The 13,630-nt window shown below is 38.3% G+C and carries 13 protein-coding genes; all 13 read right to left on the bottom strand.

The annotated features are described in order from the left end of the window. Nucleotides 1-48 precede the first annotated feature (48 nt). The 13 genes from PGU50_RS01250 to PGU50_RS01190 all read right to left on the bottom strand — a co-directional run bounded on the left by PGU50_RS01250 (nucleotide 49) and on the right by PGU50_RS01190 (nucleotide 13,625). Nucleotides 49-1,566, bottom strand: a complete 1,518-nt coding sequence (locus PGU50_RS01250) for a Mur ligase family protein (RefSeq protein ID WP_008370817.1) — start codon at nucleotides 1,564-1,566, stop codon at nucleotides 49-51. 33 nt (nucleotides 1,567-1,599) lie between these two features. Further along, complete coding sequence (locus tag PGU50_RS01245; RefSeq protein ID WP_008370818.1) at nucleotides 1,600-2,304, bottom strand: aspartate/glutamate racemase family protein; 705 nt, start codon at nucleotides 2,302-2,304, stop codon at nucleotides 1,600-1,602. Nucleotides 2,305-2,329: 25 nt separating this feature from the next. After that, nucleotides 2,330-3,541 (bottom strand): carboxylate--amine ligase, encoded by a 1,212-nt coding sequence (locus tag PGU50_RS01240; protein ID WP_270245995.1) that lies wholly within the window; start codon nucleotides 3,539-3,541, stop codon nucleotides 2,330-2,332. Between the two features lie 116 nt (nucleotides 3,542-3,657). Beyond that, nucleotides 3,658-4,911, bottom strand: coding sequence for a Y-family DNA polymerase (locus PGU50_RS01235; protein ID WP_055158263.1), 1,254 nt, complete (start codon nucleotides 4,909-4,911; stop codon nucleotides 3,658-3,660). 218 nt (nucleotides 4,912-5,129) lie between these two features. Beyond that, nucleotides 5,130-5,330, bottom strand: a complete 201-nt coding sequence (locus PGU50_RS01230; RefSeq protein ID WP_270245994.1) for a hypothetical protein — start codon at nucleotides 5,328-5,330, stop codon at nucleotides 5,130-5,132. A 234-nt stretch (nucleotides 5,331-5,564) separates the two neighbouring features. Next, nucleotides 5,565-6,404: a tyrosine-type recombinase/integrase gene (locus PGU50_RS01225; protein ID WP_118217602.1), complete on the bottom strand. Its 840-nt coding sequence runs from the start codon at nucleotides 6,402-6,404 to the stop codon at nucleotides 5,565-5,567. Nucleotides 6,405-6,539: 135 nt separating this feature from the next. Then, nucleotides 6,540-6,740 carry a hypothetical protein gene (locus PGU50_RS01220; RefSeq protein ID WP_008370830.1) on the bottom strand — a complete coding sequence of 67 codons (201 nt, stop codon included), beginning with the start codon at nucleotides 6,738-6,740 and terminating at the stop codon, nucleotides 6,540-6,542. Between the two features lie 23 nt (nucleotides 6,741-6,763). Beyond that, the gene (locus PGU50_RS01215) at nucleotides 6,764-7,669 is read right to left on the bottom strand and encodes a YitT family protein (protein ID WP_055297615.1); all 906 of its coding nucleotides are present in this window, start codon (nucleotides 7,667-7,669) and stop codon (nucleotides 6,764-6,766) included. Further along, on the bottom strand, nucleotides 7,645-9,678 hold the full coding sequence (locus PGU50_RS01210) for a beta-galactosidase (protein WP_118198800.1): 2,034 nt from the start codon (nucleotides 9,676-9,678) through the stop codon (nucleotides 7,645-7,647). The genes PGU50_RS01215 and PGU50_RS01210 overlap by 25 nt, the downstream gene beginning before the upstream one ends. Nucleotides 9,679-9,709: 31 nt before the next feature. After that, nucleotides 9,710-10,519 (bottom strand): carbohydrate ABC transporter permease, encoded by an 810-nt coding sequence (locus PGU50_RS01205; RefSeq protein ID WP_008370839.1) that lies wholly within the window; start codon nucleotides 10,517-10,519, stop codon nucleotides 9,710-9,712. Then, on the bottom strand, nucleotides 10,512-11,405 hold the full coding sequence (locus PGU50_RS01200) for a carbohydrate ABC transporter permease (RefSeq protein ID WP_055297617.1): 894 nt from the start codon (nucleotides 11,403-11,405) through the stop codon (nucleotides 10,512-10,514). Before PGU50_RS01200 ends, PGU50_RS01205 begins: the two co-directional genes overlap by 8 nt. A 71-nt stretch (nucleotides 11,406-11,476) precedes the next feature. Next, nucleotides 11,477-12,757, bottom strand: a complete 1,281-nt coding sequence (locus PGU50_RS01195; protein WP_118198799.1) for an ABC transporter substrate-binding protein — start codon at nucleotides 12,755-12,757, stop codon at nucleotides 11,477-11,479. Nucleotides 12,758-12,773: 16 nt separating this feature from the next. After that, nucleotides 12,774-13,625 (bottom strand): PfkB family carbohydrate kinase, encoded by an 852-nt coding sequence (locus PGU50_RS01190; protein WP_055246327.1) that lies wholly within the window; start codon nucleotides 13,623-13,625, stop codon nucleotides 12,774-12,776. Between the last annotated feature and the right edge of the window lie 5 nt (nucleotides 13,626-13,630).

Raw genomic sequence — 13,630 nt, 5'->3', positions numbered from 1 at the left:
TTAACGCATCCTGTGCGTTTGCAGGAACACCCACCCATCTCTCAGTCTCTATTGATGCTTTTTATCATACTCGGCAAGATATTCTTTAACATACTGTGTATCTGATTTGCAGTCCAGATACTCACAGCCATATTTCTGCCTTGTCTCATTTCCTTTTCCGGTAATCAGGAAAATAGTCTTTCCCTCTGCTTCATCCATCGCTGCTTTGATTGCCTCTCCCCGATCCTCGATCATGGCATACGGACAGTTTTGTGCTTCCACATACTGTGCGATTTCTTTGGAAATCTGCTCTACCGGCTCATATCCCGGATCTTCCGCTGTCAGATAAACCTTTTTCGCATACTGACCAGCTACCGTTCCAAGGTCTCTTCTCCGGATAAATGCTTTCTTTCCTGGGCATCCGAAGATCGATACGATATTATAATCCGGATATTCATCTTTAATTGAAGAGAACAGCTTTTCAAAACTAAGCTTGTTGTGTGCATAATCCACAACAGCGATCAGATTCTTATCTGCACTTCCATAAAGCTCCATACGTCCGCTGGATCTTGCCCTCAAAAGACCGCTGTGCATATACTCCTTCGGGATTTCAAGAAGAATGGATGCCGCAATGACAGCCAGTGCATTTTCCACATTGAAAAGTCCCGGCATCGTCAGACGGAATTCTTCATCAAACAGCTCTGTTTTTACCATAAATACCGTTTCATGTCCGTCTTTCTGGATCTCATAACCATAAACATCCGCTTCCGGATTCTTTGTACTGAACGTCAGCACCTTCTCACAGACCTTTGACTCTTTCAGAATACGGTCTGCAAAATCTGCATCCATGTTCACAACTCCGTAACGTGATTTTCCGAAAATTTTCAGTTTAGACGAAAAATAGTCTTCAAAATCCGGATGCTCGATCGGACTGATATGGTCCTCTGAAATATTCAGAAAAATTCCCACATCAAACTGCATGTTATCGACACGATTGTATTTTAACGCCTGTGAAGATACTTCCATCTCGGCAAATGTAATACCACTTTCTACGGCATGGCGCAGATGCTCCTGCAATTCTACCGACTCCGGCGTAGTAATATGGGATTCTTTCTTGATCACTCCGTCATAAATATCGATTGAAGAAAGGACTGCACTTTCCTTTCCACCGGTTGCTTCCATATAATCATCCACGATTGCTTTCATATAGTAAGCAGAAGTGGATTTTCCTTTTGTTCCGCCGATTCCGGTGATCGTCAGTTTCTTCCACGGTGCATTATTGAACTTCTCTGCAAGTGGAGGCATCGCCTTACGGATATCGTCTACCAGAAAATATGGAACATCTTCTTTCGTTTCATATTTTACTTCGCTGACATAAGCAATCGCACCTTTTTCGATCGCTGCATCCAGATACTCAGCCTTAAATGCCGCACCTTTGCAAATAAACAATGTCCCTTCCGTCACCTCTCTGGAATCATAGGTCAGATATCCTACGTTTTTTTCTTCTTCCCCATTTGAATAAAATTCTTTCATCATACGCAGGTTCTGTAACAGATTTGCGTACTCCTGTAATGTGTATTTTTCCATCTGGTATTTATCTCCCTTATATTCTTTCCGGTATTATTCCCGGTACTCTGCGCCGGATCTGATGATGGATTCTCTTACCAGAACATCCATTGCATCCATGCAGTCTGCCGGTACCTGATAATATTCTTTGAATACCGAAATCTCTGTGCATGCAAGAATTACTGCATCACAGCCTTTTGCCTTCAGATCATTATAGGCACGGTCAAATTTGTTCTTGTCTCCCGGCTTTCCTTTTTTGATATCATCATAGATCAGCGACATCACATCTTTCTGGCAGGCTTCTCCCGGAACTACCGGTGTGATTCCAAATTTTTCGCAGGCTCGGTGGTAAGTCTTTGCCTGCATCGTTCCATCTGTTCCCATGATCCCGATCTTCTTCACTTTTGGATGAGCCTCTACTACATATCTGACACTCTCCTCTACCATATTGATGATCGGAACACTTGTAGATTTCTGGATATCTTCCAGGAAATAGTGCGAGGTATTGCACGGAATCGCAATATTTTCCACTCCCAGCATCTCCAGATCTCTTGCGTCCTGTGTGATTGCTTTCAGAAACGGAAGCTTATTTCCTGTAAGGATTGCCTGTGTCCTGTCCGGCATTGTCGCATGACTTAAAATGATCATGTTGATATGCTCCTGATCACTCTCCGCCTTTGTCCTCGCGATCACTCTTGCATAATAAAAACTTGTCGCCTCCGGTCCCATTCCGCCGATAACACCTAATTTTTTCAGCATATCATTCTCCCTGTTTCAGCTTCTCTTAGCTGTAATATTTCTTAAAGTTACCAAACTGTCTGAGATGATTCTTCACCATAGCAAGATAACGTCTTGGTTTAAAATCACCTCTCTTAAATACCGGATTGACCATCTTCTTTTCCTTAAGAAGGCGTCTCATCTTCTCACGGTTTGCTTCTTCTTTGATATATTTGAAAGCAACTGCCTTCGGTACTGTCATCCAGAGATGTTCTTCTTTTGCAAATTCAAACGGCAGTTCTTTTCCGTAAACATATTCTTCTACTACATATTTTGCAACATTGAATCCAGATCCTGTCACATAATAATTACTTCGTCCCTGGCGGGTGTTGATCTCGAAGAAACGGTATTTGCCATCACGCCTGTCATACTTGATATCAAAGTTGGAGAATCCTACATAGTGCAAATCTTCCAGCAGATTCTTCACCTTCATCATCAGCTCTTCGTTTGGCTCTGTGATGATAACTGCATGATTTCCAAGTCCGTGTGGTGTGTGTTCTTCCAGGAGTACATGTCCCAGACACATCATTTTAACTTTTCCATTCCGGTCAGAATAAGAAGTCAGAACACGCATATATTCATCATTTCCCGGAATCATATCTTGGATGATCAGTTTATCTGTATAACCTGCCCCATAGATATCCCGAATTACTTTTTCCAGTTCTTTTCTGTCCTTGATCGTGTAGATCTTATTCTGGGTTGCAAACGGATGCTCCCAGTAAGAAATACTGTCAGACGGCTTTAAAATTACCGGGTACGGGAAATTCATCTCAAAATCCAGTCCCATGGACTGATCGTAAATAATCGTTCCCGGATAATCTACCCCATGCTTTTCGCACAACTTGTAGAAAGTCTCTTTCTGCTGCAGACTGTTCATCAGATCAAAATCGATATATGGTGCGATAATATTTTTCTCAAGCTCTGCCTTATGCTTACTGATCAGCGCCACATAACTGTCACCACATCCGATGAGCATAATCTTTTTGTCTTTATGCTTTTTTGCAAATCCATTGACTGTCTGAAGAAAATAATCGTCCGTATCAATCTTCGGATTCGGATGATATTCGATGATCTTACTTCCGTAACTCGGTCCTGTTGCAAACTTTCCAAATATATATGTCTTCACCTGATACTGCTCATAAAATGCGCGGGCAACACTGTAAGTATTGATATCTCCACCAAGCAGTACCGGAATAAATTCTCTGTCTTTAAATTCCATTGTTTAAAGAAGCTCCTTTCTATCCCCTTATATTTCTACATATCATCTCATTATACTCCAGGGATTCTTTAGGTGTCAAGGCATGGAAACAGCTCTGAAAGTTTCCCGGGAAATTTTCAGAACTGTTTCTTTTCATATTTCTTCTCTTTTTCTCTCTGCTCCAGAACACTGCCCCGTATCACCGCATCCGCCCCATACTTTCCGCGGATCTCTCCCATTGCCGCACTGAGCTTTTTCAGCTTTTCCATGCTCTTCTTCGGCTTCTCAGATTTCACCTCGAATTGCAGGTCAAACAGGCTTAACTGCTCCGGTTCATCTTCATCCACAAGCTTCGCTGTGCGAACACCAAGCAATCTGATCGGCTCACCGTTCCACAACTCATCGAACAGACTGCAGGCCGCCTCGTAGATCACCTGATCTGCACCGGATGCTCTGCCAAGCTGCTTCTGGTGAGATACATTCTGAAAATCACTGTAGCGGATTTCCACACTAACCATATTGGCTTTCTGCCCTGCTTTCCTTAGTCTCTTTCCCACACTTTCTGCCAGAGAAAATAGAACCTTTTTTGCATCCTCTGCCTTTTCCACATCTTTTGGAAGTGTAGTGGAATTACCGACACCCTTTGCTGCGGTCTCCTCGGATTGCACCTTCGCGTCACCGATTCCATTTGCAAATTCCCACAGCGTTCTCCCATGACTTTTCAAATGAAATTCCAGAAGCTTCGGATCTGTCTGCGCAAGCTCACCAATTGTCCGGATTTCCAGCTTTTCCAGAATTGCCACACTGGACTTCCCTGCCATAAAAAGCTCACTCACCGGGAGCGGCCACATTTTTTCCTTGACCTCTTCCGGGAAAAGAGTGTGGACACGGTTTGGCTTTTCAAAGTCTGATGCCATTTTTGCCAGAAGCTTGTTTGTCGAAATTCCCACATTCACGGTAAACCCAAACTTTTCATAAACCCGGGCTTTGATTTCATACGCAGCCTCCACCGGCGAAGAAAAGCGCTGTGCGATTCCGGTAAAATCCATATAGCACTCGTCCACACTGACCTGCTCGATTTCCGGTGTATAGGTTTTCAGGAAATCCATCAGTCTCCGGCTATACTCCCTGTACATCCTGTGATTTGGCGGATCCATGTGAAGATTCGGACACTTGCGGAACGCATTTACCACCGGTTCTCCCGTCCGGATGCCAAATTTCTTTGCCGAAGGAGATTTCGCCAATACGATCCCATGGCGTGATTCTCTGTCACCGCCGATGATCGCGGGGATCGTACGGATGTCCACATCGGCACCATTTTTCAGTTGTTCTACTGCCGTCCAACTAAGGTAGGCTGAATTGACATCTATATGGAAAATGATGTGTGACATTCCTGCTGTCTCCTCTCTCTAAATAATCGAGCAGGCTGACTCCTGCTCGATTTGTATACTTTGTACACCATCTCGCTTAACAGCCAGGTGATGTACATTCGACAAATGCAGATCCTTGTGCAAGCACAAATCTGCACTTGGCTCGTCGTATACACAAAAAATACGGAATATGATATTCATTTTATCATATCCCGCATCCATTTTCATTATTTTATCTTTTATTTATCAAGCTTACTGCCGATTTCACTCCATCCACAGTTAAATACATATTGTGCAAATTCTTCCATCTGCTTTTCATTATATAAACTTAAATCCATCGTTTTCAGCTTGGATTCTACTATTTTTTTGTTGTATCTCAGATCGGATACATATGAACAGTCCACTCTCTTTATCATATCATCAAATATATCTCTTTCCATATGTTCCCTCTTTTCTACATAATGTTAATTATGTTGTAGTTTTCGATATAGGTATTTTGACTCGAAAATATGAAAATAAAAAGGAAAAAATAAATGTTTTACATAATTAAAGTGAAAGGACTGTTTTGCGTTTTTATAACGTTTTTTAATGTTGACAGTCTTTGTAATACAGACTAGAATATAGTTGGACTGAGTTTGGACGATTTATATTACAACATAATTAACATTATGTCGTCATTCTACAAGCATCTCTAACATTTCCATGCTCTTTTTCCATTCCATAATTCCATCCGAAGCATAAATCCTTGTCACCTCGATACTGCTGTGTCCCAGAATATCCGCAAGCTGCAACAGATTCCCAGTAACCCTGTAAAAAATTCTTGCAAACATATGTCTGAAATTGTGCGGAAATACTTTTTCGGTTTCCACCCCCGCACTTACTGCAAGCTGTTTTAATTCTCTCCATATATTCGACCGGTCTTTTTCATGACCCGATCTCGTTATAAACACATTTCCCTTTTGAATCCTGTTTTTTCTTATATAATATAACAGTCTTTTTCTCAACTGATCCGTTAAAATAACCGGTCTGTATTTTCCTTTATTCCACACCTTCACGATCCCGCTTTGAACACTATCAACTGAAAAATATCTTAGCTCACTGATCCGGATTCCTGTACCTGCAAGCGTCTCCATAATCATTACAAGCTGTTCCTTTCCCTGCTCTTTTGCTTTCCGCACCAGTTTGATATAATCGGATTTCTGCAGTTCTCTTTCCATCATCTTTGAATTACAGCCCTGTACACGGACTCTGCGGAGCTTCCATTTTCCAAGCCCAACGGCAAGTAAATACTGATTCAGTGCCACAAGCATCGAATTTACACTGCTTACTGCATAATGCTGCATCAGCCACTCCCGGTAAGCAAGCAGAAGTTCCTTATCTATTTCTTCCGCTTCTGCTGCATAGGAATAAAAAGTCGTTACATCTGTCATATATTTCTTCTTTGTTGCCTCCGATGCTTCCCGCTCGATCAAATACTTCATAAAGATTTCTTTTTCAAATTTCATTCCGCTCATAATGTGTCCTCCTAGTTTTTTCTTTTTACTCACATTATTTCACAGATCTGAAATTTTATTAACCGAAAAAGCAGTAGGACAAAAACTTTTTTCATTGTCCTGCTGCTCATATCCGCCTATTTTTCTTAATTGATTTTAATTTGCATGAATCCTATCATAGTAGTACTGGAAATCTGGAAGTGGAATATCCTTCTTTTTAATATTTTTCTGAGGATAAAAAAGTAATTCCACCTCTTTTGGTGGCATCATCTGGAGTTCTTCAATCGGAATTTCTCCCGCATGATAACGTTCCATAATCAAAGATAATGTTCCGGATCCAATCTTATACCGATCCATGCTAGAGCTTCTTAATTTTTATATTATATTGGCTTGAATCCTTTTCCACGCACTTCATTCGATTCCATTGTAACAAGAAACGCTGATGAATCTACTTTCTTTACAGCTTCTTGAATCGTATGCATTTCTTTATTGTTACATGCACACATTAATACTTCTTTTTCACGTCCTGTATAACTTCCTTCTGCCTTAATCAAAGTTGCCCCTCGTTGTGATAGCTCATCAATTTTTGCCGCAATTTGCGGCCCCTTTTCTGTTACAATCAAAGCAAGTTTTCCAGCATCAACGCCATACATTAGCTTATCTACGACAAATGATAGAATATACGTTCCAATTAATCCATAAATAATCTTATCAATGTTTCCATGCATCAGAATTCCACCAATAATTACAATAATAAAATCCATAACAATGATAATTTTTCCTACAGAAATATGTGGCTTTGCCTTGTGTATTGCCATCAAAACAAAATCTGCTCCACCTGTAGAGGTATCTCTCATGTAAATTAATGCATATCCGATTCCTGAGAATACACTCATACAAATACAAGATAACATCATATCACCTTGGTAAATTGGAAGCAATGGAACAACCCAGTCCATCAGTATATTAGAAATTAACATTGTCTTTATTGATCTTAAAAAAAATTGTTTTCCCAACAACTTGTAACAAATTAAAATAATTGGAATATTCAAAATTGTCGTCATTGTACCAATTGGAATTTTCCAAAAATAATAAAACACGATTGCAATACCTGATATACCTGCTACCGGAAATCCAGATGCCACTGCAAAATTATAGACTCCAATCGCAATGAAACAACCACCTACAATATCAAGTAAAATATCAATTAAAAATGTCTTTGCCTTTGATTTCAATGTGAATTCCTCCCTATTACGGAATCTTATTTCTTTTGCATCACAATACATTGATATGTTTGCAGTTTTATTGAACCTGTAAGGATTTCATCAGTAATCAAATTTGTATAACATTCATTCAAAACCATCTTCACAGGATGTCTGTTAAAATTCTGAAGAAAATATACATCATCTTTCTGTTCTTTTCCACTTCTTTTTGAAACAGTAACTCCATAAGGCAATGTTTCCGTCAAATTTGCTTCCACATTTGCTTCCTCAATTACATCGCCCAAAAATTCTTTCAAAAATTCCAGATCTGGTTGAACAGCAACATAGTAAGCTTTTCCTTTGCCATACGCATTTTCTGTAATTGCTGGAGTATTTACATTGTAATCTTGCAAGTATGTTCCCAACGGCTTTGCAGTTTGAAGTGTCACAACTTCTCTTAACACACCGGCTTTATATACACCGTCTTTATAGGAGAAAGTATTTGGAAAATATTCATTCCCCACATCAATCTCATCAACTGATAATCCTAGCAATCTCTCATGTGGTCTCTCTCCAATAAAACATAAATCTGTTTCATTTACTACTCCACTCCAATAAGTTGTTACATATATTCCACCTGCTTCCACGTATGCTTCTACTTTATGAATATACTCTTTTTTATGTAAGTACAAGGTCGGAGCAACCACAAGCTGATAATCTAACAACTCTCGATCCATGGAAATTATATCAACTTCAATTCCTTTTTCCCAAAAAACCCGATAATATTTTAAAAGTTCTTCCGTATAATCAAATTTTCTCGATATTGCTTGTGCGTCAGAAAGAGCCCACCAATTTTCCCAATCCATAATAATAGCTACCTTCGCCCTATTACATGTACTTAGTATTTGACTGCTTAGCTTTTCTAGATCTTTGCCAATCCAAGCAACTTCTTGAAAAACTCTATTCTTTTCTGACGCATCATGATCAACAACCGCTCCATGAAACTTTTCACTCGATCCTCTGCTTTTTCTCCATTGAAAATAAAGAACACTATTCGAACCTAACGCAATTGCCTGCATTGAAGATAAGTAATTCATCCCCGGTCTTTTTACATTATTTTCCTCATCCCAATTCACAAGTGATGGTGTTGATTCCATCATCAAAAATGGCTTCTTCTGAAATCCTCTCATCTGGTTATGCATAAAGGCTGCCCACACAGCAATCGGTACTTCATCTTCTTTTGTATGCCAACTCGGATAAGAGTCCCAAGAAATCACATCCAACTCCTTTGCCCATTTATCATAATCCAATGGTGAAAAATACATCATCATGTTTGTTGTAACTGGAAGATCCGAATATGTTTTAACAGCTCGAATCTCTTCTCTACAAAAGTCCTGTAACTGTTCGCTCACAAATCTTTTCCAGTCCAATTTCAAACCGTGTAATTCATCCTCTCCCCTCGGAGAAGGTGAATGAATCTGTTCCCAATCGGTATAAGTATGACTCCAAAACGCACTCCACCATGCATGATTCAATGCATCCAATGTTTTGTATTTTTTTTTCAACCATTTCCGAAATGCTTTTTGACATTCTTCGCAATGACAAGAAGCATCCCTAAAATTTCCTCCGTATTCGTTTGATATATGCCAAAGAATTACTCCTGGATGTTTTCCAAAGCGTTCTGATAATTTCAAATCCAACTTTCTAGTTTTTTCTCTCATAACAGCAGACGTGTAACAAAAATTATGCCTTTTTCCTGGTAAATTCTGTATCCCGTTTTCATCTGTCTGCATTACTTCAGGATATTTTTGAGTCATCCAATTTGGCATTGCACCTGTTGGTGTAGCTAGATTTGTATAGATGCCATTGTCATATAAACGGTTAATAATTTCTTCTAAATAGTCAAACTGATATTTTCCTTCTTCTGGCTCTAAAAATGCCCACGAAAATATTCCTAGTGAAACATTATTTACATGCGCTAATTTCATTAACCGGATATCCTCTTCAAGAATATCCGGTCTATCTAACCATTGTTCAGGATTATAATCTCCACCATGCAGAAGACCTGGCATATTTATTTTTTTATATTCCATTTCTAATCCCTTTCTTTATAGATATCATTTATTATTTTACAGCTCCAGTAATACCTTCTGCAAAACTCTTCTGTAAAATAAAGAATACTAAGGCGGTAGGCAATGTACATATTAAGACTGCCAACATAAGCATTCCATAGTCTGTTACATATCCCTCTGTCAGATTTGCTACAACCATTGGCATTGTCATGCTCTCGGATTGTGTCATGATTACTTTCGGCCACATATAACTATTCCAAGCATTCATAAATGTAATAGTCATAGCCGCTGCATATGTTGATTTCATTGTAGGAATAAACATCTGAAAGAAGATTCTAATTTCCGAAAGTCCATCTAATCTGGCAGCTTCAATAATATCACGAGGAAATGATCTTGCACTCTGCCGAAACATCATGATTAAAAATGGGGTTGATATCGTTGGTAAAATGAATCCCAACGTACTATTTAACATTTTCATTTTTGCAACCATCTGAAACAATGGGACCAATATCGTAATAAATGGAACCATCATCGCAAGAAGAATCACACCCATCACGGCATCTTTTGCTTTATCATGATAAATTTCAAATCCATATCCTGCCAAGGAACATATCACCATCGAAACTATTGTAAGTAATATTGCATATTTAAATGAATTGACCAATGCAGCCCATACATCTTGATTTGCCAGCAGATTTTTCAAGTTTTCTCCCAAATGAGAGCCAAACGATAATACACCTTTTGATACATCCACACTTTTGTTTGTGGATGCACTTACCATCCAGTACAAAGGAAATACTGAAATAAAAGTAACCAAAATCAAGAATGCATACATTCCTATATTTTTCATTTTTTTAATCACGTTTATCACCCACCCTCATTTGTATAAGTGCTAATACTGCAACCAACAGTAATATAAAGAAGGACATCGCTGCTGCATATCCAAAATTCGGCACATACTTAAAACATAAATTATATATGTAATGTGACATAGAGATCGAAGCATTCGCAGGACCTCCATCGGTCAAGTTAATTGATTCATCAAATAACTGTAATGTTCCATTTGTTGACATTATTGCTGTCAACAAGATAGTTGGTTTTAATAATGGAACAGTAATCTTAAAAAATGTCTGTATTGCTGATGCTCCATCAATTTTTGCAGCTTCGTATACTGAATATTCAATGTTTTGCAATCCAGAAAGGAAAAATACCATATTATATCCTGTCCATCTCCACAAAAGAGCCAATATGATAACTATTTTTGCCGCAAATGGTTGTGTCAAAAAATTATATGGTTTATCCAAAATTCCCAAATTCACTAGAACATAATTTACTAATCCATCATTTGCAAACAAAGACCGAAAAATAATTGAGTACGCAACCAATGAAGTTGTACACGGCAAAAAAATCATTGTTCGGAAAAATCCTTTAAACCGTAAGTCTTTTTTATTTAGAATACAAGCTAACACCATCGCTACTACAAGCATAATGGGCACTTGAAGAATGAAATAAAAAAATGTGTTTTTTATTGACTGAATAAATACATCATCTTGAAACATTCTGATGTAATTTGTAAATCCAGCCATCTGCATATTTCTACCTTTCCCCGTCTGAAAAGATAAAACTAATGCTTTGATCATTGGCCAAAAACTAAACACCGCAATCAAAAATGTTGCTGGTGCCAAAAAAGCCCATCCTGTTAAATTATGCTTTTTTTCTAACGTCATTTTTCTTGGTTTGTTAGACACAAAAACTCCTCCTTTCTATCCATAAGGGGGATGGTTCTACATTCCATCCCCTTGTATGATAGGAATCTCTCTTACTGTCCCATATTAAAATTAACAGTATCTTCCGCTTTTTTAAGCTCTTTCTCTAAATCTGCACCATTTGTAATATTTGTTGTCGCAACAGAGATTGCGTCTCTTGCTTCATGGAAATATGGTCCCGTAATAATAGAAGGAACTTTTGTTGAATAGTCAACTATTTTTTCAAACACTGCATCACCAGAGAAAAATTCATTCGGTACTGCATATGCATCAGAATCTCCTGCTGGTGTCCATGTAGCAATTGCTCCACAAGAGAGAATATTATTATATAACTCTGTACTTCCAGCAAATGTAGATGCAAGAAAATCTTCTGCTAACTCTACGTTTCCACAATTCCCTGAGATTGCCCAGGAAGAACCTCCAATATTTGAATAGTTTGTGGCACCCTTTACATTTGTAAGTTTTGGAATATTTGTAATAGCCCATTTTCCTGACTGATCCTCAGCTGTCTGAATTGTTCCCATAATCCAACACCCATTAATCACACCTGCAACTTCACTGTTCAACATTGAGCCAGTGTATTCATCCCAGTTATTTACTTCCTGTAACACACCTGAATCTTTCATTTTACAATATGTATCAATTACCTTCTTCAAAGTGTCATTTTTTGCAATATTCGTTGTTCCATCTTCATTAAACAAAGATGCTCCTGCAGACTGTAACATCATCGTAAGCAAATCACATTCGCCTGCTGTCGTTGTCAATAATGGTTTTCCTGTTTTTTCCAGTACTACTTTGCCTTTTTCAACCCACTCATCCCAGGTAATATCTGTAAAATCTTCTAAAGTCATTCCAGCTTCTTGCAAAATATCTGTACGATAACAAGCAATTGCTGCTCCGTTGTCAAAAGGCACTCCATAGTGTTTTCCATCTACAACAGAAAAATCTGTTTTACCAGGAGCAAATTCTGAAAAATCAATTTTCTTTTCAGAAATTTCTGTAAATACATCTGGATAAGATAATACATTTTTTTGGAATGCCTGGTCTTGCATCAAAAAAATATCTGGCAATGTGCTTAGATCTCCTGATATACCAGCCGTAGTAAGTCTAGACTGTACATCTACATCTCCAACTTCGACAATATCAATTTTCACATCTTGATGATCTTCTTGATAAATTTTTGCAGCTTCTTCCATTGCAAAAATATTAAATGTTTTGTCCCAACACCATACTGTAATTGTATTATCGTCTTTTTTGTCCCCTGAACCTCCGCATGCTGCAATCCCCATTGCCATCGTAGCTATCAATAAAATTGCCACTATTTTTTTTCTCATTCGTTATATTCTCCTTCTACCATGCCCCTTGATACCCTATTGTTACCGCACTATTCCGAGCTCCTGCTTCCATCGAATCTTGAACATTCAATCCATTCAAAATCCCATATAAAAATCCGGCAATAAAACTGTCGCCTGCACCCATTGTATCAACAACTTTACACTCTATGATTCCAAATCGATACCAAGAATTTCCATCATACCCAATGCTTCCATTTTTCCCCAATGTTGCAATAATGACTTTAGGTCCTTTTTGTTGCATTGCTTTCATGAATTCCTTTAATTGTTCCGTACAATTTTCTTTTTCTTTTAAGCCCATGCTATGATATTTCTGTCTAAACTCATTGCGTGATTCCTCGTCAAAAGAGAAGAATGCATATGTCACATATGGAATCGCTTTCTCAACAATTGGATTTGCAAATTTATTGGCAAAATCAAATGCAACTGGAATTTCTTTCGAAATAAGTGGAAGCTCATCTTCAATCATTCCCCAAATTCCTGTAACCGCTAAATCATGTTTCTTTATAAAGGAAATGTCTTGTTCTCTTAGCTTAAAGTCTGCCAAAACACCTTCTTCATATTTTCCAAACACTCTATCTCCGTCTACAATGTCAACATGTGTAACTGCGGTCTTTCCATCCAGCACTTGAATATGAGAAGTATCAACTCCTTTATTTTGAATTGCACTTATCATGATTTTTCCGAATGAATCAGTTCCAACAGCACCTGTATAAGAACTTTCTCCACCTAATCGTTTTATGTATACAGCAACATTCACTGGGTTTCCCCCTGGATAAGATTCATTCAATGAATCATAATAATCAATACAATTATCTCCTATTGCTGCTACTCTTATCTTTCTGTCCATTTTGC

The sequence above is a fragment of the Coprococcus sp. AM11-30B genome (assembly GCF_027674365.1).
GTDB classification, from domain to species: Bacteria; Bacillota; Clostridia; order Lachnospirales; family Lachnospiraceae; genus Allocoprococcus; species Allocoprococcus comes.
Note: the sequence above shows the minus strand (reverse complement) of the source record. Positions and strands in the feature narration are given on the sequence as shown.